A 22,373-nucleotide genomic window follows, 5' to 3' on the forward strand; every position below is an offset into this window, starting at 1 on the left:
GCGAAATGAATGCTCAATTCGCCATCGAAGCTCAAGCATAAGCCACGGGCGGCATGGGCCGCCACCCGTTTGCCCGGCCACGATTATCCCCTGCCGCGTTGCTCGTCCACCTTGACCTTCACGCTGGATTTCGCGGCGTTGCGCCATATCTCCGCCGTGACGGTCGAACCGGGCCGGGCGCCGCCGATCAGTCGCGCGAGATCCGCCGTCGTGGCGACCGTCTCACCGTTGATGGAAAGAATGACGTCGCCGGGCCGGATTCCGCCGCGGTGCGCGGGACCGCCCTGTTCGACGGCCGTCACCAGCGCCCCCTGGATTTCGGCCAGCCCAAGCGCAGTGGCCAGCTGATAGGTCAGCTCCTGCAGTTGCACGCCGATGCGCCCGCGCACCACGCGGCCGTGCTGGCGCAACTGCTCCGAGATCTCCATCGCTATATTGATCGGGATCGCGAAGGAAATGCCCATATAGCCGCCGGTCTGGCTATAAATCTGCGAATTGATGCCGATGACATTGCCGCGCGTATCAAACAGCGGCCCGCCCGAGTTGCCGGGATTGAGGGCGACGTCGGTCTGGATAAACGGGACGTAGCTGCCGTTCGGCAGCAAACGGCCTTTCGCACTGACCACGCCAACGGTCACGCTGTTGTCGAAGCCGAACGGCGAGCCGATCGCGGCGACCCACTCGCCCGGCTCCATGCTTGCCGGGTCGCCGGCGTGGACCGCCTGCAAGCCGCTCGCCTCGATCTTGAGCAGCGCGACATCGGTATAAGGATCGGCACCGATGACCTTGGCGGGATACTCGCGTTTGCTGGTCAGCCTGACCTTCACCGCGTCGGCGCCCTCGATCACGTGGGCGTTGGTGAGCACATAGCCGTCCGGGCGGATCACAAACCCCGACCCCATGCTGCCGATGTCGGCTTCGCCCGTATCAGGCACGCCGCCGAAGCGGCGGAAGAATTCATACAAGGGATGGCCAGGCGGAACCGGCGACTGAGTAAGCGTGCGGACCGCACTGACGTTGACCACCGCGCCGCCCTGCTGTTTAACCAGATCGACAAAGCGTGGCAGCTCAACCGCGGCGCCCGCGCTGGCTGAGGGCGCAGCCGGCGGCGCAGGCGCGGCGGACTTGCCGGCGGGCGCTGCCGCAGGCGGTTCGACACGCCTACAGCCCCCCGCGCCCGCACACAGCAGCACGATCATACCGACGATGTTCGCCATGCAACGCATCACACCCGCCTTGGCATATGGCCCTACCCGGGCTCGCATGACCAGCGCGGCCATGCCGAAACCAGTTCGACATGCCATTGCCATATTAAGTTCAGTGCAATATGGCGCCTACAGCTCCCCTATTCGAACTGCTTTTTGAACTGATCGAATTGCGCCGCGAGTTCGCTGAAATCCTGGCGCAGCTGGGCCACCTCGGATTCGAGCTGGGCAAGGCGGCCGCCTTGCGCCGGGGCGCTGGTGCTGCCGCCGTAGCTGGCCGCCGTTTCTTCGCGTGCCAGCGCTTCCTCGCCTTGCAGCAGGTGGCCGTAGCGCGGCTCCTTGGTGCCGGGCGCGAGCGGCAGCTTGGCTGCCAGCGGCGGGTATTTGTCGATCAGGAACTGCAGCGCCTGCTCGACGTCGCCCACCGATTTGAATTCATGCAGCCGTCCGGTACGGGTGCGGATCTCGCCGGCCGTCTGCAGGCCGCGCAGCATCAGGATGGTCAGCACGGCCACCTTGTCCTGCTCCAGCGACCATTTGATGCGCATGCGGTGCTCGTACTTGGTGACACGCGCACCGGCCTGCGTGATGCCGTTGACGAACTTGCGCTGCATGAGGCGCTGCAGCACATCGGCCACGGTCTCCTCCGAAATCGACATCACCGGGTCGCGGCTGGACAGCTGGTTGCAGCCGTTGGTGATGGCGTTCAGCGACATCGGATAATTGTCGGGCGTGAGCGCTTCTTTTTCTGCCAGGACGGCCAGCACCCGGGTTTCAAACGGGTCCAGCAGGTTGGCGTTGTCCGCTTCCATGGTTTTCCTTAATCGACTAGCTTGTTGAGTTGGGCGGAATCGAATTTATCACACTCTGGCAAGGCCTTACAGTCCAGCCCCGCCGCCTTCATGATGGCGGCCATGCGCTCGATGCGCTCTTCCTGCGCGGCGGCCTGGTCGATCAGCGCGCGCATGGCCTTGATCAGCGGGTCGTCGCCGTTGGCGGTAATGCCGTAGGCCGAGAACAGCCGCGCCGACGGGCTGATCGCGGCGGCGGCCTTTTCGATGATGTGGGCCGGGTTGCCGACGGCCGTGGCGCCCGGCGGCACGGCTTTGAGCAGCACCGCGTTCGAGCCGACCTTGGCGTATTCGCCCACGGTGAACGCGCCCAGCACCTTGGCGCCGGCGCCGATGATGGCGCCGCGCTCGAGCGTCGGGTGGCGTTTGGTGCCGGTGTGCAGCGTGGTGCCGCCCAGGGTCACGCCCTGGTAGATGGTGCAGTCGTCGCCCACCACCGCCGTCTCGCCTATCACCACGCCGAAGCCGTGGTCGATGAAGACGCGGCGCCCGATCTGCGCGCCGGGGTGGATTTCGATGCCGGTGACGATGCGGGCGATGTAGGAAATGAAGCGGCCCAGCCATTTCAGGCCGTGCGCCCAGCACCAGTGCGCCCAGCGGTGCAGTACGATGGCCTGCAGGCCCGGATAACAGGTCAGCACCTCCCAGCCGTTGCGGGCGGCGGGGTCGCGTTCGATGATGCTGTTGATGTCTTGGCGCAGGTGACGGAACATGGGCGGAACAGGGGTTAGACCGATATCAGCATGGTAGCGTATTCGGACGGGGGTTGCTGGGGCTGGAGTTGGGGCCGGCGGTGCGCGCGGCGGCTTGCGCGGGGGGCGCCGAGCCACTGTGTGCCAACCCGCCTGCGGCAGGTGGCTGGCGCAGGCGGGTTGGCCGGGGGCGCCGAGCCGGAACGGCGCAAGCCGCCAGGCGCGGCGGCTGGAATCAGCCTTCTTTGACCAGGCGCTGGCGGCGCGCTTCGTACAGACAGACGCCGGAGGCGACCGACACGTTCAGGCTCTCGACGGTGCCGAACATGGGGATGCTGACCAGCATGTCGCAGGTCTCGCGGGTCAGGCGGCGCATGCCCTCGCCTTCCGAACCCATCACCAGCGCGGTCGGGCCGCTGAAGTCGGACTGGTACAGGGTCTTTTCGCCGTCATCGGTGGTGCCGATCAGCCAGATGTCGCGGTCCTTCAGGTCGCGCAAGGTGCGCGCCAGGTTGGTCACCGTGATGTAGGGCACGTTCTCGGCGGCGCCGGACGCCACCTTGGCGGCGGTGGCGTTCAGGCCGACCGCGCGGTCCTTCGGTACGATGACCGCGTGCGCGCCGGCGCCGTCGGCCACGCGCAGGCAGGCGCCCAGGTTGTGCGGATCGGTGATGCCGTCGAGCACCAGCAGCAGCGGCGGGCCTTCGATCGAGTCCAGCAGTTCGTCCAGGTTGCGCGCCAGCGAAATCTGCTGCGCGAAGGCGATCACGCCCTGGTGGCGGTGGGTGCCGACGATCTTGTCGAGGCGAACGGAATCCACGGGCATCACACGCACGCCGAGCGACTTGGCGTTGGCCACCAGGTCGGTCATGCGGCGGTCGTTGCGGCCGACGTCGACAAAGATCTCCTCAACGGAGGAAGCTTCGTGGCGCAGGCGCGAGGTGACGGCGTGGAAGCCGAAAATCATTTTATTCTTGGACATGCTTATCTTCTTACTCGAGTGGCGGCGCGAGCCGCCGGTGACGCCGCCCGGACAGGGCGGCGGGTTCAGTGCTCATCTTCAGTACTTACCGTTTCTTGCGGCTTTTGGCGGCCGGCTTGGCGGCCGGGGCCGCCGCTTTGGGACGCTGCGACTTGGCGCCGGCGCCACCGCCCGACTTGCCGCCGGCGTTGCCGCCCCTGGCCGACTTCGGCTTGCCCGCAGGCTGCGACGACGGTTCGTAGCGCGACTGCGTCTTCGGGCCGGGCTTGACGTTGGTCCGGGTATCGGCCTTGGCCGGCTGCTTGCGGTTGCGGCCGGTGGCCGGCTCCTCGTCGGCGCCGCCCTGGCGCACGCCTGCCGCCAGCTGCTCGGCTTGGGCCAGGCGCAGGTCGATCTTGCGGGTTTCCAGGTCAACGCGCACCACTTGCACGTTAACCTTGTCGGTCAGCTGGTAGCGCTTGCCGGTGCGTTCGCCCTTCAGTTCATGGCGCGCCTCGTCGAACTGGAAGTAATCCGCGCCCAGGTCGGTGATGTGCACCAGGCCCTCGACGAACAATTCCTGCAGCTGCACGAAGATGCCGAAGGTGGTCACGCCGGTGATCATGCCGGTGAATTCCTCGCCCAGCTTGTCCTGCATGAAGTAGCACTTCAGCCAGGATTCGACGTCGCGCGACGCTTCGTCGGCGCGGCGCTCGTTGGCCGAGCAGTGCACGCCCAGCGCGTCCCACACGGTCAGGTCGCCGGCGGCCTTGCGTTCCTTGCCTTCGGCCTTGTCCTTGGCTTGCTGGCGGCGCGTCGCGTTCGACACGGCCGTGTTCAGCACGCTGGTGTCGGCCACTTTCGGCTCGTATTTCTTGCCCAGCAGGATGGCCTTGATGGCGCGGTGCGTCAGCAAGTCCGGATAGCGGCGGATCGGGCTGGTGAAGTGGGCATACGCCTCGTACGCCAGGCCGAAGTGGCCGATGTTGTCCGGGCTGTAGACCGCCTGCTGCATCGAGCGCAGCAGCATGGTTTGCAGCAGGGACGCGTCCGGACGCTCCTTGATCTTGCGCATCAGTTCGGCGTAGTCGCCGGCCGCCGGCGTGTCCCCGCCAGCCAGGCTCAGGCCGACCTGCTTCAGGAAGTCGCGCACCTGCTTGAGCTTTTCCTTGGTCGGGCCGGCGTGGATGCGGTAGGTGCCGGGATGCTTGTGGCGCAGCAGCAGGTCGGCGGCGCAGACGTTGGCCGCCAGCATGCACTCTTCGATCAGCTTGTGGGCGTCGTTGCGGGTGCGCGGGATGATCTTTTCGATCTTGCCGGCCGGGTTGCAAACGATATAGGTCTCGGTGGTCTCGAAGTCGATCGCGCCGCGCTCGTTGCGGGCCTTCACCAGCGCGTGGTACACGTCGTACAGGTTCTGCAGGTGGGGCACGATGCCTGGACGGCGCGCCGCTTCCGTACCCTTGGTGTTGCCCAGGATGGCGGCCACTTCGTTGTACGTCATGCGCGCGGCCGAGTGGATCACGGCCGGGTAGAACTGGTAAGCCTTGATTTCGCCCTTGGCGGTGATCACGGCGTCGCACACCAGTGTCAAACGGTCGACCGCCGGGTTCAGCGAGCACAGGCCGTTGGACAGTTTTTCCGGCAGCATGGGAATCACGCGGCGCGGGAAGTAGACCGAGGTGCTGCGTTCCAGCGCGTCCGCGTCGAGCGCGTCGTTCGGCTTGACGTAATGGCTCACGTCGGCGATCGCGACGATCAGGCGGAAGGCGTTGGCGCGGCCGACCTTGACCGGCTCGCAATAAACCGCGTCGTCGAAGTCGCGCGCGTCTTCGCCGTCGATGGTGATCATCGGCACGTCGCGCAGGTCCACGCGGTCGCCCAGATCGGCCTCGCGCACGTGGTCCGGCAGCTTGGCGGCCTGTTTCAGCGCGGCGTCCGAGAAGATGTGCGGCACGCCGAACTTGCGCACGGCGATTTCGATTTCCATGCCGGGGTCGTCCAGCGCGCCCAGCACTTCGGTGATGCGGCCCTGCGGCTGCTTGAAGCGGCCCGGCTGCTCGGTCAACTCGACGCTGACGATCTGGTCCACCTTGGCCTTGCCGACCGGACCTTCGACGATGATGTCCTGCGCGATGCGCTTGTCTTCAGGCGCCACCAGCCAGATGCCGTTTTCCTTCAGCAGGCGGCCGATGATGTGGGTGTTGGCGCGCTGCACCACTTCGACTATGGTGCCTTCCGGGCGGCCGCGGCGGTCCAGGCCGACCACTTTGGCCAGCACTTTGTCGCCGTGCAGTACTTTTGCCATTTCGCGTTCGGACAGGAACAGGTCTTCGCCCGGCTCATCCGGAATGACGAAGCCGAAGCCGTCGCGGTGGCTTTGCACGCGCCCGGCCACGAAGCCGGAGTGGTCCGCCAGCGCGAAGAAGCCGGCGCCGTCGGAGACGATCTGGCCGTCGCGCTCCATGGCGTTCAGACGGCGGGTCAGGACTGCGTGGGACTCGGCTTTGACGTCCAGCGACAGCGCGAGGGCGCGCAGATCGAGCGGCGCCTTGGCGCTGCGGAAGATGCCGAGAATTTCCTCACGGCTAGGAATGATGTGGGTAGATTGGCTCAAAAGTATTTCTATGGTTTTATTATTGATGGAGAAAATCGTCTACCGCCCTGGCCTGCCGCATTGACTGGTGACAGGGCGTAGTGTACCGGAGGTCGCGCTATTTGCCTAACCGGGGGGGCCTGAGAAGTGCATCCCCAAGCGCCGCGCACCGTCTGCAAAAATAGTAGGTAGGACTATTTGACATCTCAAAATAATCATCTATAATTCTGGTCTTCCGCAACGGCAACGTTGAGGAAACGGCGGGTTGATGCGCAGTATGGAGCGGCAACGTTCATCTGGCGCGAAACTCTCCAAGTCGTTATAATAGCAGAAGTTGTTGTGCAGTATCTGTTATGTAGTTTCAGTGCCCACGTGGCGGAATTGGTAGACGCGCATGGTTCAGGTCCATGTGCCGCAAGGTGTGGGGGTTCGAGTCCCTCCGTGGGCACCACAGAATTCCGCGAAGAAGCCGCAAACTTTCAAAAGTTTGCGGCTTTTTTGTCGTTTTTCCAAAGGTTTTCCGGTGTCGGCCACACTGACACTCGGCCGCGCCGGACTTCGCCCAAGCCCGCAAGTGCTTGATTAACAAGCCAAGCACGATTCTTGCGTAAGGTGGCGCATCTCATCAAGGAGTGCGTCATGAAAATCGTCCGTGCCACGATTACAGCCTTAACAGTAGCAGCCGCCTTTGCCGCCCCAGCCGGCCAGGCCGCCCCCGTCTTCAATTTCCAATTCACGCCCGGCACATCCGCCCAGGCGCAGCAAGGCTTCATCGACGCCGCCGCGCGCTGGTCGGCGACACTGACAGACAACATCACCGTCAACCTGACGGTGGGCACGCAGGCACTGGGCGGCGGCATACTCGGCCAGGCCGCCTCCGCGCAGCACCACCACGCTTATGCAAGCTACCGCAGCGCGCTCGATGCCGACCGCACGTCGCCACTCGACAACACGGCCGTCGCCCACCTGCCAGCCACCACTTTCGGCATGCTGATCAACCATACCGCCAACAACCCGAACGGCGCCTCCAGCGCCACGCCCTACCTGGACAACAACGGCAGCAGCAACAACACCACCGTCTTCATCAGCAATGCCCAGGCGAAAGCGCTGGCCATGCCGGTGACGGAGCAAGCCCTGCCCGGCTGCATCGGCAATTGCGACGGCTTCATCCAGTTCAACAGCAACCTGGCGTTCGACTTCAACAGTGGGGACGGCATAGGCGCCACGCAGTATGACTTCGTCGGCATGGCCGCGCATGAAATCGGCCACACGCTGGGCTTCATCAGCGGGGTCGACGTGCTCGACTTCAACGCGCCGCCCAACAACGGGCCCTTCAACGACGACGAATTCACCTATGTGTCCGGGCTGGACCTGTACCGCTACTCGCCGCTGAGCGCGGCCAGCGGCGCGATCGACTGGACCGCCGATGCGCGCGCCAAATATTTTTCGATCGATGGCGGCACCACGCTCGGGCCGCAGTTCTCCACCGGCCCCACTTTCGGCGACGGCCGCCAGGCCAGCCACTGGAAAGACCTGATGATGCTGGGCCTGATGGACCCGACCGCCGCACTGGGCGAACTGCTACCGCTGACCGCCAACGACCGCATGGCGATGGACGCCATCGGTTACAGCCTGGCGCCCGTGCCGGAAGCGTCGCAGGCGGCGATGTACGGCGCGGCGCTGCTGATGGCGCTGGCTTGGGGCGGCCGCAGGAAATATTTTCATGGAAACATCAATTGACTCTTGACCAAGGGCACGCCGAGCTTTAAGATTCGGGCCTCTGTTGCAGAACACGCCGCAGACGAAGCAGTAAAGCAGCAACAGTGCCCACGTGGCGGAATTGGTAGACGCGCATGGTTCAGGTCCATGTGCCGCAAGGTGTGGGGGTTCGAGTCCCTCCGTGGGCACCACAGAATTCCGCGAAAAAGCCGCAAACTTTCCCGAAAGTTTGCGGCTTTTTTCATTTCCGGCCGCCACAGTTCCCTCCCCTCTACAATTCTCGCCGCCGCCCTTGACGGCGACGCTTGCAGCCCTTACTATGCGTGCCTCTGTTGCAGAACAACGCAGCGGAGACAAAGAAGACAGAGCCCACGTGGCGGAATTGGTAGACGCGCATGGTTCAGGTCCATGTGCCGCAAGGTGTGGGGGTTCGAGTCCCTCCGTGGGCACCACAGTTCTGTTTTCGATGTTGCAGCGAGTAGTACCATTGCCCACGTGGCGGAATTGGTAGACGCGCATGGTTCAGGTCCATGTGCCGCAAGGTGTGGGGGTTCGAGTCCCTCCGTGGGCACCAAGAATTCCGCAAAAAAGCCTCCATCGGCCTGAACGCGCTCAAGATCGCGTTCAGTGCAAATGGAGGCTTTTTTCATTGCCCGGCACGTTGTTGGTCCACTTTGCCGGCCCTGTAGCCGCCGCTGCGGGCCGCCGCCATCAATTGAGCGCCCGCCCTTGACGGCGTCAGCGGCATCCCGTACTATGCGTGCCTCTGATGCAGAGCAACGCAGCAGCATGCAGTAACAGTGCCCACGTGGCGGAATTGGTAGACGCGCATGGTTCAGGTCCATGTGCCGCAAGGTGTGGGGGTTCGAGTCCCTCCGTGGGCACCACAGAATTCCGCAAAGACGCCGCAGACTTTCACGAGCTTGCGGCGTTTTTCATTTCCGCTCGCGAAAGTGCTGGCAATCGTTACGACCAGTGTCCGTAACAGACCTGCGTCAGCACCTCTGGCCGACACTCAAAATCCTGATGACCAGCACCGCCATACGCCTGTTAGGCGCCATCCGGATCGGGCAGTTCTGAACTTTTGCCGCGCCATCTATTGCAGCATCGGGAAGAAGATTCGTTATCGATAACATGCGCTGTGCTAAACTCGCCGGTTTGTCGTTGCCACAAAAATGGCTACGCTCCACCAAGTCCTGCGAGTGATTGAAATGCAAACGAAGCACGCAACACACAAGTGGCTCCTGTCCAGAGCGCCTATGATCGCGAGCAGTTTGGCGACTGCGGTGGCACTGGCCGTTTTCAGTGGCGAGGCCACCGCCGCGCCAGGCGTCGCCGCGAGCGCCCCGCAAATCAACGTGCCGCCCCCCGTTCTGGGTTGGGCGAGCTGGAACGCATTTGCCAGCAGCATTAATTTCGAGATCTTGAAGGCGCAGGTCGACGCCTACGCCGCCCCCGGCGGCTTGAAGGACGCCGGCTACACCTACTTCAACCTCGACGACGGCTGGTGGCAAGGCGCGCGAGACGCGGCCGGCAATATGCTCGTCAACGAAACGGAATGGCCGGGCGGCATGAAGGCTGTCGCCGACTATATCCACAGCAAGGGTCTGAAGGCCGGCATCTATACGGACGCGGGCGCGAGCGGCTGCGGCTACCTGAACACGACACGACCGCAATCGGACGGCATGACGGCCGGCATGCGCGGCCATGAGCTGCAGGACGCCAAGCAATTCCAGAACTGGGGCTTTGATTTCGTCAAGGTCGACTGGTGCGGCGGCGGCGGCTTCGGCTATCAGAAGACAACGCTCGACGCGCAAGCAGCGTATACCACGATCAGCGAGGCGATCGCGCAAGCCAGTGCGGCGACCGGCCGCGCGATGACGCTGTCGATGTGTCAGTGGGGCCGCAACGAGCCCTGGAACTGGGCGCCGGGCCTCGCGCCGATGTGGCGCTCCAGCGACGACGTCATTTTCTGGGAAAAGCCGGCGGGCACGCCGCGCGGTGCCGCCGTCGCGCTCGACAGGATGACACTCAAGCCGGCGCTATCGAAAACCCTGGTGAATTTTGACAAGGGACTGCATCCGGCCGCCCACCATACCGGCTTCGTCAACGATCTCGACATGATGATCGTCGGCAATGGCGTGGCTAGAGGCGCGGGCAGCGTCGATCTGACCGAGGCGGAAAGCCGCACGCACATGGCGCTGTGGGTGATTGCTGGCTCTCCTCTTCTGCTGGGCAATGACTTGACGACGATGAACGAGGCCACCAAAGCCATCGTGACGAATGCGGAAGTGCTGGCAATCAATCAGGACGGACGCGGATTGCAAGGCGTGAAAGTGGCCGAAGACAGCGCCGGCCTCCAGGTCTACAGCAAAGTATTGAGCGGCAACGGCAAGCGCGCCGTCCTGCTGCTTAACCGCACGGGACAGAGTGCATCGATGACCGTGCGCTGGGCCGACACCGGCCTCGCGGCCGCCACCGCCACCGTGCGCGACGTATGGGCCAAGGCCAACTTGGGCAGCTTTGCCGCGTCGTACACGGCAACAGTGCCGGCCATGGCATCCGTGCTGCTGCGTGTCGGCGGCCGCGAGGGCGACACCCGCGTGTACGAAGCCGAAGCCAGTGCCAACACACTTGGCGGCAATGCCGCGCGCGTGGCCTGCGCAAAGTGCTCGAACACCAGTAAAGTCGCCCGCGTCGGGAACGGTGCAACGCTGGTAATCAAGAACGTGAAGGCAGCCACGGCCGGGCTGAAGCTGGCCAACATCGTCTATAGCAACGGCGAAAGCCACGCACGGCGCGCCAGCTTGCAAGTCAACGGCCAGACCCCGACCGTCGTGTCCTTCCCGTCCACCGGCGGACGGGACAAAATCGGCTCGGTATCGGTGATGCTGTCGCTGGCCAAGGGTACGGCCAACACGATCACCTTCAGCAATGCCAGCGGCCAAGCCCCCGACTTCGATGCGGTCGTGATCCAGGACATTGCCGGCACCAATGGCGGCACGCTGGTTTCGGCGCCATCCGGCCGCTGCGTCGATCTGCCCAACAACAATGCCAGCGTGGGCATTGAGGCTGGCTTGGGGGATTGCCACGGCGGCCAGAACCAAACTTTCGCACGTACTGCCCGCAGTGAACTGCTGGTCTACGGCAACCGCTGCCTCGACGCATTGGGCGCCACGGCTATCGTTGGGGCCAAGATCGGCCTTGGAGAATGCAATGGCAGCAATAAGCAACAGTGGGAATTTGCGGCGAATGGCACGATGACCATGAACGGCCTGTGCCTGGATGTGCCGGCCAACGGCCATCCCGAGCTGGCGGCTTGTAACGCCAATAGCCGGACTCAGCAATGGCAGTTCAGCCAATAAGCGAAGTAGGCCAGTCCCCTCTGATTTACTTGGCCAGCGCCAAGGCGACAGCGGCCGACAGCGGCGTGGTCGGGCGGCCGATCAGGCGCGACAGCGTGCCGCCGTTGTCTTCCAGCGCGCCTTTCGCCACGGCCGCATCCGATTCCGACAGCAGCGACGCCAGCCATTCCGGCAGGCCCGCGCCCAGCAGCGCGGCCTTGTAGTCCGCTTCCGGCAGATCCTTGTACGGCACCTCTTTGCCGGCCTGGCGCGACAGCTCTGCCGCCAGCTCGGACAGGGAGAAGCTGCGGTCGCCCGCGAGTTCGTACACCGGCTCCGGCGACGTTGCGCCCAGCGCGGCCACGGCTGCGGCGGCATAGTCGCCACGCGTCGCGGCCGAGATGCGGCCATCCTGCGCGCTGCCCAGCAACGCGCCGTGCGCCAGCGCGCCACCCAGGCCCGCCGTGTAGTTTTCGAAGTACCAGCCGTTGCGCAAGATGGTGCAAGCCAAGCCCGACGCGCGCAGCAGCTCTTCCGTGGCTTCGTGCTCGGCGGCCAGCGCCAGCGGCGTGCTGTCCGCGTGCAGCACGCTGGTGTAGCCCAGCAGGTCCACCTTGGCCCGCTTCGCGGCGTCGATCACGTTGCGGTGCTGCGCCACGCGCTGGCCGATCTCGCTGGACGAAATCAGGAGCACCTTGCGGGCGCCGTCGAACGCGGCGTCCAGCGTGGCCGGGTCGCTGTAGTCGGCTTTGCGCACCTGCACGCCCAGCGCGGCCAGGTTGGCGGCCTTGGCCGGGTCGCGCACGGCGGCGACGATGGACGATGGCGGCGTGCTTTTCAACAGTTCCGTAACGATCAGCTGGCCCAGTTGGCCGTTGGCGCCGGTAATGACGATCATGGTATTTCCTTTCAAATTACGGTTGGGATAATCCATAGTAAGGCCTATACTTACTTTTTGTAAGTACGCACATTTTAGTAAGTACCCCTCGCACGTGGAGACCGCCATGACCAGACCCAAAACCTTGCGCGCCGCGCTAGCCGAGCACAACGAAGCCCGCCGCGGCCAGCTGATGGCGGCGGCCTGCCCTTCGCGCGCCGTGCTCAGCCACGTCACCAGCCGCTGGGGCGTGCTGGTGCTGGTGGTGCTGCTGGACGGCACGCACCGCTTCAGCGAACTGCGGCGCGAGGTGGGCGGCGTGAGCGAAAAGATGCTGGCGCAGACGCTGGACGCGCTGGCCGGCGACGGCTTTGTGCTGCGTTACGCGCATCCGGTCATCCCGCCGCGCGTCGAATACAGCCTGACGCCCATGGGACGTGAGCTCGCGGGGCGGTTGAGCGGGCTGGTGGACTGGATCGAGGAAAACTATCCGCGCATCGCCGAGGCCCGCGCGGCCGGCTCCTGCAGCCCGGCCGCTGAGGCAGCCTGAAGCAAGGTGCGCGCGGGATGACATCGCGCCACATATCGCGCCGCCGGAAGGGCGCGTCCTGTAATACACTGCCTTAAACCAGTACTTCGGAACGGCGATGACGCAGATACCACCGATCAAACTTCAGAGCATACTACTTGTTACTGGGGCGCCTTTCGAGCTCGCGCCGCTGGAAGCTGCGCTGTCCGCCTCCGGCTTCAGCCTGCTCGCAGTCAGCCGCGCGGACAGCGCACTCAACGCCGTGCGCGCCGGCGGCGTCGCCCTGGTCTTGCTCGACGGCGCGCAGGCGGGCAGCTCCAGTTTCGAACTGTGCCGCCACCTGATCTCCGCCAGCCCGACACCCGATCTGCCCATTGTCATGCTCACGCCCTGGGAGGAGCCGGACGAGCAGCAGCGCGCCCTGTCCGCCGGCGCCCGTGCCTGCCTGCGCCTGCCCTTCAGCACCGGCGCCGTACTCGAACAGGTGCTGGCCCTGCTCCCCGCGCCGGACGCGCCGGCCGACGTGAGCGCCGGCATCGAACAGCTGCGCCAGTTGCGGCTGGCGGACGCCGCCAGCCACCAGCACGCCGAAGCGCTGCGCGAAGGCCAGAACCAGCTACTGGAAATGGTAGCGCGCGGCGCCCCGCTGAAAACCACGCTCGACAAGCTGATGTTGCTCATCGAGGCGCAATCGCCCGGCGTGCTGTGTTCCACCCTGCTGCTCGGCCAGGACGGCCGCACCATACGCGTCGGCGCCGGCCCCAGCTTGCCGCCGGCGTACCTGGCCGCCATCGACGGCCTGAGCATCGGCGCAGTGACCGGCTCTTGCGGCACCGCCATGTATCGCAAGGAAGCGGTGATCGTGGCCGACATCATGAAGGATGCGCTGTGGGCGCCGTACGCCGGCATCGCCGACCAGTTCGGCCTGCGCGCCTGCTGGTCGGTGCCCATCCTGATGGACGCGGACACGGTGCTGGGCTCCTTCGCCATGTATTACCGCGAAGTGCGCAGCCCCACCACGGGCGACCTGCGCCTGATCGGCGTCGCCACCCACTTGGCCGGCATCGCCATTGCGCGCACCCGGCACGAGGAAGAGCTGAAGCGCCACCGCAAGCACCTGGAAGAGCTGGTGGCCGAGCGCACCAGCGAACTGCGGCGCGCCAAGGAACGCGTGGAAATGGCCAACGACGAACTGGCCACGGCCTTGGAAAATCTCAGCATGACGCAGGATGAACTGGTGCGGCGCGACAAGCTGGCCGCCTTGGGAGCCTTGGTGGCCGGCATCGCGCACGAATTGAACACGCCGATAGGCAACAGCCTGATGGCGGCCGGCACCATGGCCGAGCGCACCCAGGCGCTGCGCGCGGCCATCGCCGGCGGCGCCCGCCGCTCCGAACTGGACGCCTACCTGGACGAGGCCGCGCAGGCGGACGATATCGTGGTGCGCAACCTGACGCGCGCGGCCAGCCTGCTGCACAGCTTCAAGGCAATCGCCATCGACACCGACCGCAGCCAGCGCCGCCGCTTCGTGCTGGACGCGCTGGTGGCCGAACTGATCCCGCCGCTGCACGCCATGGTCAAGCGGGTACGGGTCTCGGTGGCGCAGGACGTCGCCCCCGATCTCGTCATGGACAGTTATCCCGCGCCCTTGAGCCAGGTGCTGCAGGCGCTGTTCGACAACAGCGTGGTGCACGGCTTCGAGGGGCGCGACAGCGGCCAGATCCGCATCGGCGCCCGCATGACGGACCAGGGCGAAATCGCCATCAGCTTCGCCGACGACGGCAAGGGCATCAGCGCGGAGGACCAGGAGCACGTCTACGACCCCTTCTTCACCACCCGGCGCGGCGCAGGCGGATCAGGCCTGGGCCTGCACGTGGCGCACAACATCGTCGCAGGCGTGCTGGGCGGGCGCATCAAGCTCGCCAGCACGCCCGGCCTAGGCGCCACCTTCACCTTGCTGCTGCCGCCGGTGGCGCCGCTATGAGAACCGCGGTCGCGTCCGTATTGATGCTGTGCTGCACTTTATTGGCTGCCGCGCCCGCTCCTTTCTACTGGTGGGTCAGCAAAGTGGACGGTGCCCGGGTGTGCGCGCAGGGTCCGCTGGGACCGGGCTGGCAAAAAGATCCGCGCGCCTACAAAGATAGCCGTTGCGAAAAATTAGCGTTTGCCAAATAATGGGCCCATAACAATACGACCCGAAGGCCGGCAGTTCCCACCCCAATAACCGAGGAGAACGAATGTTTACGAGTCCAGAGCAGTTCGCAGCAAGCACCAAGGCGCTGTTTGAGTTCCAGCTTGAAACCTTCAACACGCTGACCAGCAAAGCGGTCCAGGGCGTCGAGCAGGTGATGGCGTTGAACATGGCCACCGCCAAAACCAGCGTCGAAGACCAGCTGGCAGCCGGCAAGGAGCTGAGCCTGGCGCGCGACCCCAAGGCCGTGCTGGCCGTGGCGGCCGCCAAGGTGCAGCCCGGCGTGGCCAACGCTGCGGCCTACAACCAGCAGCTGGGCGGCATCATCGCCGAGATCCGCGAAGAGTTCACCCGTGCCGCCGACGCCCACATGACCGAAGCGAAAAGCACGCTCAGCGCGCTGATCTACGACGTCACCAAAAACGTCCGTCCCGGCTCCGAAAACGCGGTGCAGATCGTCAAACAAGCCATCGACAACGCCTTTGCCGGCTATGAGCAGGTGACCAACGCCACCCGCCAGGCCGTCGCCAATGTGGAAGACCAGATCGCCAAGGCCAGCGCTGTGGTCAAGCCGCAGGAGAAATAAATAATCGGCCGGGCGCGGTCCTCGCGGTTGCTCCCGGCCTTGTAAGGCGATACACTGTATAAAAATACAGTCCGTAGCGCATTGCAATGATCAGAGTTCTGGAAAACGAGTTTTATTACCTGGACAACTTCCACCAGGTCCTGCAGTGGATAGGCGAGCGCTACGACGACTTGCTCACTGCCGAAGAGCGCGCTTTCATCACCCAATTCCCCGCCCTGCCCCGTTCCTCGCGCGCCTTGTTCGTGCGCATGGTCATGCGCAAAGGCCTGCTATTCCGCGCCAGCAAGCTGGTCTACGCCGAAATCGGCTGTACCCACGAGGCCGCGCGTCCGCTGGCCGCGCTGGGCTGGATCGATGCCGACCCGGTGCTGACCTTGGACGAGCTGTTCGCGCTGCTGCAAAAGCCCGAAATCGTCCGCGTCTTCCAGCTGGCCGCGCATGAAAAGAGCGCGCGCAAGGCCGAACAGCTGGAAGCGTTGCGGGAACGCCACGACGGCGCCCACCGTTTTTCCGCCTGGTGCGGCGACGCGTTCGACCAGGTCTACCAAGTGCTGGCGCAAGCGCTGTGCGACCGTTTGCGCCTGATCTTTTTCGGTAACTACCACCAGGACTGGTCCGAATTCGTGCTGTCCGACCTGGGCGTGTACAAATACGAAAAGGTGGAGTTTTCGCCATCCGCGCGCGGTTTCCGCAGCCGGCGCGACATCGACGACTACCTGGCCCTGCATCACTGCCGCGAGCGTTTCAACGAAGGCGAAGCGCCGGCGGACGTGATGCGCGACCTGCCGCCGGCCGCCGCCGGCAACGAATGGCTCGCCAGCCGGCGCGACAAACTGATGTTCCACATGGCGCAGCACCTCGAAAAGCAGCAGGACTGGGACGGCGCCCACGCCATCTACGCCGTCTGCGCCTATCCAGGCGCCCGGGCGCGCGCCATCCGCGTGCTGGAGAAAAACGGCCAGGCAGGCGCCGCGCACGCGCTGCTGGCGCAGGCCATGGCCCAGCCGGAGAGCGAATCCGAGCGCCAGCAACTGCTGCGCATGCTGCCGCGCCTGCGCCGCAAGCTGGGCCACGTCAAGCCGCCCGCGGCGCAAGCGGCGCCGGTGGTGCGGCTGGACTTGTCGCTGCCGATGCCGGCAGGAGACTGGTGGGTCGAAGGCGTGGTACGCGAACACCTGACGCGCGGCGACGCGCCGGTCTACTACGTCGAGAACGCGCTGATCAACTCCCTGTTCGGCTTGCTGTGCTGGGACGCCATCTTCACCAGCATCCCCGGCGCCTTCTTCCACCCCTACCACCACGGCCCGGCCGACCTGCACAGCGCCGACTTCCAGCGCCGCCGCGCTCCGCAGTTCGCCGCCTGCCTGGGCCAGCTGGACGACGGCAGCTACCTGGAGACGATACGGCGCAACCTGGTGGCCAAGGACGGCATCCAGTCGCCCTTCGTGTTCTGGGGCGCGCTCGACACCGCCCTGGTGGAACTGGCGCTGGCGTGCATCCCGGCGGCGCACCTGAAGAAATGGTTCGAGCGCATCCTGCTCGACATCAAGGCCAACCGCAGCGGTTTTCCGGACCTGATCCAGTTCTGGCCCGCCGAGCGGCGCTACCAGATGATCGAAGTGAAAGGCCCGGGCGACCGTCTGCAGGACAACCAGCTGCGCTGGATCAGCTACTGCGCCGATCACCAGATGCCGATCACCGTCTGCTATCTGCAATGGGCGGCCGCTTGACGCAACGCCGCTATACCGTCGCGGTGCGCGCGCTGTGCGAGTTCACCGCCAAGGCGGGCGACCTGGACCTGCGCTTCACGCCCACGCCCACGGCGCAGGAAGGCGTCGCCGGCCACGCGCTGGTGGCGTCGCGCCGGGGCGACGGCTATGAGAAGGAAGTGAGCCTGAGCGGCGACTACGGCCCGCTGCACGTTCGCGGCCGCGCCGACGGCTACGACCCGCAGCGCAATCAGCTGGAGGAAATCAAGACCTTCCGCGGCGACCTGGCGCGCATGCCGGACAACCACCGCCAGTTGCACTGGGCCCAGCTGAAAATCTACGGCCACTTGCTGTGTGCGGCGCGCGGGCTGGACAGGCTGCGTCTGGCGCTGGTGTATTTCGATATCGGCAGCCAGAAGGAGACGCTGATCACAGAGGATGCCGAAACCGGCGCGCTGCGCGCGTTCTACGAACTGCATTGCGGCCGCTTCCTGGCCTGGGCCGAGCAGGAAATGGCGCACCGCGCCGCGCGCGACGCCGAACTCAAGACCATGCGTTTTCCGCATCCCGATTTCCGGCCGGGACAAAGGCAGCTGGCCGAAGCCATGTACAAGGCCAGCACGCGGGCCTGCGCGCTGCTGGCGCAGGCGCCGACCGGCATTGGCAAGACGGTGGGCAGCCTGTTCCCCCTGCTCAAAGCGAGCGCCGAGCATAAACTGGACAAGGTGTTCTTCCTGGCCGCGAAAACATCCGGCCGGCGGCTCGCGCTGGACGCGGTGCAGACAATCAAAAAGTCCGCGCCCCTGCTGCCGCTGCGCGCGCTCGAACTGGTGGCGCGCAGCACCGCCTGTGAACATCCCGACAAAGCCTGCCACGGCGACTCGTGCCCGCTGGCGCAAGGTTTCTACGACCGGCTGCCGGCCGCGCGCAGCGCCGCCCTCGCCGCCTGCGCCGGAAATAACGGCAATAGCGGCAATAGCGGTAATAGCGGCAGTAGCGGCGATAGCGGCAGTAGCGGCAATAGCGGCGAGGGTGGCGGTGGTGGCGGTGGTGGCGGTGGTGGCGGGGCCAGGGTGCTCGACAAGGCTGCCGTGCGCGCCATCGCGCTGGAACACGGCATCTGCCCCTACTACCTGGGCACCGAACTGGCGCGCTGGGCGGACGTGGTGGTCGGCGACTACAACTACTACTTCGACATCAGCGCCATGCTGTACAGCCTGACGCTGCAGAACGACTGGAAGATCAGCGTGCTGGCGGACGAAGCGCACAACATGGTGTCGCGCTCGCGCAAGATGTATTCGGCCGAGCTGGAGCACGCCGGCCTGCGGATGCTGCGCAAGACCGCGCCCGAAGCGCTGAAAAAGCCGCTCGACCGCGTGCACCGCCAGTGGTCCGCCCTGGAAAAGGAGCAGCAAGGCGAATACCTGGTCCACACCGAACTGCCGGAGAAGCTGATGGGCGCCCTGCAGACTGCGGTGACGGCCATTGGCGAACACTACGCCGAGCATCCAGCCTACGTCGACGAAGCGCTGCAGCGTTTTTATTTTGACGCGATGGGCTTCGCGCGGCTGGCTGAAAGCTACGGCCAGCACTCGCTGTTCGACGTCACCGTGAGCGGCGCTGGAGCGCGGAGCAACTCGGTCCTTTGCCTGCGCAACATCGTCCCCGCGCCCTTCCTCAAGCCGCGTTTCGACGCCGCGCATTCCACGGCGCTGTTCTCCGCCACGCTCAGCCCGTGGAACTATTACTGCGACACGCTGGGCATGCCGGCCGACACCGCGTGGATCGACGTCGAGTCCCCCTTCGTCGCCGACCAGTTGACGGTGCGCGTGGCCGGCCACATCTCGACCCGCTACCAGCACCGCGACCGCTCGCTGGCGCCGATCGCCGACCTGATGGGCGAACAGTACGCACGCCAGCCCGGCAACTACCTCGCCTTTTTCAGCAGCTTCGACTACATGGAAAAAGCCGCCGCGCTTTTTACGCAGCGCCACCCCGGGGTGGCGGTATGGCGGCAGACACGGCGCATGGACGAAGCCGGGCGCGAGCAATTCCTGGTGCGCTTCAGCGAGAGCGGCAGCGGCATAGGCTTCGCGGTGCTGGGCGGCTCCTTCGGCGAAGGGATAGACCTGCCGGGTGCGCGCCTGATCGGCGCCTTCATCGCCACGCTGGGCCTGCCGCAGCTCAATCCGGTCAACGAGCAGATCCGCCAGCGCATGGACGCCATCTTCGGTTCCGGCTACGACTACACCTACGTCTACCCCGGCATGCAAAAGATCGTGCAAGCGGCCGGCCGCGTCATCCGCACCGAGACCGACCGAGGCACCGTCTACCTGATCGACGACCGCTACGCCCGCCCCGAAATCCGCGCCCTCCTCCCGTCCTGGTGGCACATCGAAACTGCACGAATGCAGGCCTGACCCCAGGGCTGGGGTCAGGCCTGCATTCGTGCAGTTGCGGGCAAACTCATCCGCTGGAGCGCCTGCAACGGCAGGGCTTGAGTCTGCTGGGGTCGGAGTCTGCTGGGGTCGAGCCTGCAATCGTGCATAAACTTGCGTTTTGTTAGCGCCATCGAGCAAGAAGTGCACGAATGCAGGCCTGACCCCAGGTTCCAGTTCTTAGCAGCGGGCGGCCCAGGCGGTGAGTTCGCGGGCGCGCTTGCGGACGGTGATGTCGGCGCGGCCGCCCCGGTCGCTGACGTAGCTGAGCTGATAGTATTCGCCGGACAGGACGCCGATCGCGGTCAGCTCGAATTTATGGGCGCGCTGGGGCGCGCATTGGGTGTTGCCGGCGAAGAGCAGGCGCGCGCTGGTCAGCAACTCGCCCTGCTGCTCCAGCACCGTCACGATGTCGCGGTCGCCCAGGGCTTGCTTGAGAAGCACGCGCTGCGGCGAAACCCCGCAATCGGATGAACGGTCCAGCCACACGTAGTTGCGCGACTCGCCGCTCTCGCTCCAACGCCGTGTCTTACCGTCGTACAGGTAGCCGTCACGCTGCGCGTGGCATAACCTCCAGGCGGCGCGTTGCGGTGCCCGTTCGACCCACGCGGTCACCGTCCACTCGCGCGCGCCTTCGCTGCGCTGGATCTCGAAACTGGGCTTGCGCACTACGCCGCCCTTCCTCTGGCTATACCAAGCTTCGAAGGATCTGATCTCGTCTTCGTTGGCGGGACGGTGCTCAGTCTGTGCCGAGACGACTCCCGCACTTGCAGCAAGCAGTGTGGCGAGCAAAATTGAGGTCGTCATTGGATCACACTGCGCATTTTCTGATAGCCGCTACGGCTGATCGGTAGCCGGGTGCCGTCCTTCAGCACCGCGACATGGCTGTCCTTGCCGGCCTGCTCGATGCGGCTCATGCATTCAATGTTCAGCAAATAGGAACGGTGGATGCGCAGGAATTTGCCGGCTTCGAGCTGGCTTTCCAGCTCGAACAGGCTCTGGTTCTTCAAGTAGGACTTGCCTTCCGTGCGAATCTGCACGTAGTCGTCCTGCGCTTCGATGTAATCTATTTTCTCCGCGGCGATGACGTGGACCTTGGCGCCGTCGCGTATCAGCACACGCCCCAGCGGCTTGCCGCGGCCGGCCGCGTCGCGCACCACCTCCCGCAAGCCTTCCTGCGCCTGGCCCAGGCTGGCGCGCGCGTGCGCCAGCGCCTGGTCGAAACGCTGCTGGCTGAAGGGCTTCAGCAGATAGTCCAGCGCGTGGTACTCGAAGGCCTTGATGGCGTACTGGTCGAACGCGGTGGCGAACATGAAGCGGCACTTGCCGGCCGCCAGTTCGGCCACTTCGAAGCCGTCCAGCTTGGGCATCTGGATGTCGAGGATGGCGAGGTCCGGCTCCAGCTCGGCGATCGCCTTCACAGCCTCGAAACCATTGGCGCACTCGGCCACGATCTCCACGTCGGCGTGCTCCGCCAGATACTCGCGCACGACGCCGCGCGCCAGTACTTCGTCGTCCACTATGATGATGCGCATATCTTTTCTTCCTTCGTCTCTGCCGGCATGGCGATAGCCACGCTGAATACGTCGCCGCTTTGCGACCAGTGGACGCTGGCTTCATGCCCGTACGCGCAGGCCAGCCGCTGGCGCACATTGGCCAGGCCGATCCCACTACCATTACCTTTGACATTACCATAGCCATTGCCGCCGCCTTTGCCATGCTCCAGACTTCCGGACCCGGCATCCACCGCGTTCTCGACGCAGATATGCAGCAGCGACCCGGCCCGCCGCGCTGCCACCCGCATCCAGCCGCCTTCCGGCAAATGCGCGATGCCGTGCTTGATGGCGTTCTCCACCAGCGGCTGGATGATCATCGGCGGCACCAGGCATGCGCCCGCGCCCTCCAGCACTTCCTCCCGCAGTTCCAGGCGCTCGCCGAAGCGCACTTTCTCGATTGCGAGGAAGTGCCGTATCAGCGCCATCTCCTGGTCCAGCGCGACTTTTTTGTGCGCCTCCATGCTCAGGCTCTGGCGGAAGAAGCCAGCCAGCTGCAAGGTCATCTCGCGCGCCGCCCTGGCGTTTTGCGACGTCAGCGCGCTGATGGAGTTCAGGCTGTTGAACAGGAAGTGCGGGTCGATTTGCGTGCGCAGCATACGCAGCTCGGCGTCCTGCGCCATCAGGCGCGACTCGAGCTCGCGCCGCTCGGCGCCGCGCGCCCGTTCGAATTCGGTGACCAGGTAGTTGATCGCGGCCAGCAAGCCATACAGCAGGACGCCCAGCCCGAACACCAGTATCGCCAGCTGCGGCGTGAAGCGGATGCCGGCCCAGGGCACGCCCGGCAGCAGGCAGGCTTCATTCCAGGCACGCACCACGGCGCTCCACAGCAGCGCGGACAGCGTTGCCGCCCCGCCCAGCGCCATCAGCACATTGAACGGCGCGCGCTCGGCCAGCGGATAGGCGCGGCAAATGTAGTAGGCGGAGAAGCCGGCGCTGACGGAGTACACCAGCGTCACCGGTATCGCAAAGATCATTGCGTTGAGCCACGCGTCCTCCCCGGCCGCCACGGTGACGCCGCCCAGCGCGGCGCCCAGGAACAGCCACACCACCAGGTAGAGGGCGGTGCCACGGCGGCTGGAGATCAGTCCTTGCATGGAGGGCGTTAGTTGTGTACTGGTT

At 65.2% G+C, this 22,373-nt stretch carries 16 protein-coding genes and 5 tRNA genes; 12 read left to right on the forward strand and 9 right to left on the reverse strand.

Annotated features, from left to right (window positions below; translation table 11 throughout):
• Positions 1 to 83 precede the first annotated feature (83 nt).
• The 5 genes from ACSQ8Y_RS13650 to rnr all read right to left on the reverse strand — a co-directional run bounded on the left by ACSQ8Y_RS13650 (position 84) and on the right by rnr (position 6,326).
• Positions 84 to 1,217: a trypsin-like peptidase domain-containing protein gene (locus tag ACSQ8Y_RS13650; protein WP_436267015.1), complete on the reverse strand. Its 1,134-nt coding sequence runs from the start codon at positions 1,215 to 1,217 to the stop codon at positions 84 to 86.
• A 128-nt stretch (positions 1,218 to 1,345) separates the two neighbouring features.
• Positions 1,346 to 2,017, reverse strand: coding sequence for a YceH family protein (locus ACSQ8Y_RS13655; protein WP_436267016.1), 672 nt, complete (start codon positions 2,015 to 2,017; stop codon positions 1,346 to 1,348).
• A gap of 8 nt (positions 2,018 to 2,025) precedes the next feature.
• Positions 2,026 to 2,769 (reverse strand): serine O-acetyltransferase, encoded by a 744-nt coding sequence (gene cysE / locus ACSQ8Y_RS13660; RefSeq protein ID WP_436267017.1) that lies wholly within the window; start codon positions 2,767 to 2,769, stop codon positions 2,026 to 2,028.
• A 214-nt stretch (positions 2,770 to 2,983) separates the two neighbouring features.
• Positions 2,984 to 3,715 (reverse strand): 23S rRNA (guanosine(2251)-2'-O)-methyltransferase RlmB, encoded by a 732-nt coding sequence (gene rlmB, locus ACSQ8Y_RS13665; RefSeq protein WP_436269819.1) that lies wholly within the window; start codon positions 3,713 to 3,715, stop codon positions 2,984 to 2,986.
• A 100-nt stretch (positions 3,716 to 3,815) separates the two neighbouring features.
• Complete coding sequence (gene rnr, locus ACSQ8Y_RS13670) at positions 3,816 to 6,326, reverse strand: ribonuclease R (RefSeq protein ID WP_436267018.1); 2,511 nt, start codon at positions 6,324 to 6,326, stop codon at positions 3,816 to 3,818.
• Positions 6,327 to 6,671: 345 nt separating this feature from the next.
• Between rnr and ACSQ8Y_RS13675 the strand changes: the two genes are divergently transcribed.
• The 7 genes from ACSQ8Y_RS13675 (at position 6,672) to ACSQ8Y_RS13705 (ending at position 11,389) form a co-directional block, all read left to right on the forward strand.
• A tRNA-Leu gene (locus tag ACSQ8Y_RS13675) sits at positions 6,672 to 6,756 on the forward strand.
• Positions 6,757 to 6,944: 188 nt separating this feature from the next.
• Positions 6,945 to 8,045: an NF038122 family metalloprotease gene (locus ACSQ8Y_RS13680; RefSeq protein ID WP_436267019.1), complete on the forward strand. Its 1,101-nt coding sequence runs from the start codon at positions 6,945 to 6,947 to the stop codon at positions 8,043 to 8,045.
• An 85-nt stretch (positions 8,046 to 8,130) separates the two neighbouring features.
• Positions 8,131 to 8,215, forward strand: a tRNA-Leu gene (locus ACSQ8Y_RS13685).
• A 176-nt stretch (positions 8,216 to 8,391) separates the two neighbouring features.
• A tRNA-Leu gene (locus ACSQ8Y_RS13690) sits at positions 8,392 to 8,476 on the forward strand.
• A gap of 37 nt (positions 8,477 to 8,513) precedes the next feature.
• Positions 8,514 to 8,598, forward strand: a tRNA-Leu gene (locus ACSQ8Y_RS13695).
• Between the two features lie 228 nt (positions 8,599 to 8,826).
• Positions 8,827 to 8,911 (forward strand) — tRNA-Leu (locus ACSQ8Y_RS13700).
• A gap of 372 nt (positions 8,912 to 9,283) precedes the next feature.
• Positions 9,284 to 11,389: a ricin-type beta-trefoil lectin domain protein gene (locus ACSQ8Y_RS13705; RefSeq protein WP_436267020.1), complete on the forward strand. Its 2,106-nt coding sequence runs from the start codon at positions 9,284 to 9,286 to the stop codon at positions 11,387 to 11,389.
• A gap of 25 nt (positions 11,390 to 11,414) precedes the next feature.
• Here the strand turns inward: ACSQ8Y_RS13705 and ACSQ8Y_RS13710 are convergent, their stop codons facing one another.
• On the reverse strand, positions 11,415 to 12,266 hold the full coding sequence (locus ACSQ8Y_RS13710) for an SDR family oxidoreductase (RefSeq protein WP_436267021.1): 852 nt from the start codon (positions 12,264 to 12,266) through the stop codon (positions 11,415 to 11,417).
• Positions 12,267 to 12,372: 106 nt separating this feature from the next.
• Here ACSQ8Y_RS13710 and ACSQ8Y_RS13715 point away from each other — a divergent pair, with 106 nt between their 5' ends.
• The 5 genes from ACSQ8Y_RS13715 (at position 12,373) to ACSQ8Y_RS13735 (ending at position 19,680) form a co-directional block, all read left to right on the forward strand.
• Complete coding sequence (locus tag ACSQ8Y_RS13715) at positions 12,373 to 12,795, forward strand: winged helix-turn-helix transcriptional regulator (RefSeq protein ID WP_436267022.1); 423 nt, start codon at positions 12,373 to 12,375, stop codon at positions 12,793 to 12,795.
• Between the two features lie 97 nt (positions 12,796 to 12,892).
• Positions 12,893 to 14,758, forward strand: coding sequence for an ATP-binding protein (locus ACSQ8Y_RS13720; RefSeq protein ID WP_436267023.1), 1,866 nt, complete (start codon positions 12,893 to 12,895; stop codon positions 14,756 to 14,758).
• Positions 14,759 to 15,011: 253 nt separating this feature from the next.
• Entirely contained in the window at positions 15,012 to 15,551 is a 540-nt protein-coding gene (locus ACSQ8Y_RS13725) for a phasin family protein (protein WP_436267024.1), read from the forward strand.
• Between the two features lie 86 nt (positions 15,552 to 15,637).
• Entirely contained in the window at positions 15,638 to 17,281 is a 1,644-nt protein-coding gene (locus ACSQ8Y_RS13730; protein WP_436267025.1) for a VRR-NUC domain-containing protein, read from the forward strand.
• Positions 17,266 to 19,680 (forward strand): helicase C-terminal domain-containing protein, encoded by a 2,415-nt coding sequence (locus ACSQ8Y_RS13735; RefSeq protein WP_436267026.1) that lies wholly within the window; start codon positions 17,266 to 17,268, stop codon positions 19,678 to 19,680. Before ACSQ8Y_RS13730 ends, ACSQ8Y_RS13735 begins: the two co-directional genes overlap by 16 nt.
• Before the next feature lie 198 nt (positions 19,681 to 19,878).
• On the opposite strand, the gene ACSQ8Y_RS13740 is transcribed toward ACSQ8Y_RS13735, so the two are convergent.
• The 3 genes from ACSQ8Y_RS13740 to ACSQ8Y_RS13750 all read right to left on the reverse strand — a co-directional run bounded on the left by ACSQ8Y_RS13740 (position 19,879) and on the right by ACSQ8Y_RS13750 (position 22,348).
• Positions 19,879 to 20,367, reverse strand: coding sequence for a hypothetical protein (locus ACSQ8Y_RS13740; protein WP_436267027.1), 489 nt, complete (start codon positions 20,365 to 20,367; stop codon positions 19,879 to 19,881).
• Positions 20,368 to 20,501: 134 nt separating this feature from the next.
• On the reverse strand, positions 20,502 to 21,233 hold the full coding sequence (locus tag ACSQ8Y_RS13745; RefSeq protein WP_436267028.1) for a LytR/AlgR family response regulator transcription factor: 732 nt from the start codon (positions 21,231 to 21,233) through the stop codon (positions 20,502 to 20,504).
• On the reverse strand, positions 21,218 to 22,348 hold the full coding sequence (locus ACSQ8Y_RS13750; protein WP_436267029.1) for a sensor histidine kinase: 1,131 nt from the start codon (positions 22,346 to 22,348) through the stop codon (positions 21,218 to 21,220). The genes ACSQ8Y_RS13745 and ACSQ8Y_RS13750 overlap by 16 nt, the downstream gene beginning before the upstream one ends.
• Positions 22,349 to 22,373 lie beyond the last annotated feature (25 nt).

The sequence above is a fragment of the Pseudoduganella sp. LjRoot289 genome, assembly GCF_964252925.1.
Classification (GTDB): Bacteria; Pseudomonadota; Gammaproteobacteria; order Burkholderiales; family Burkholderiaceae_D; genus Rugamonas.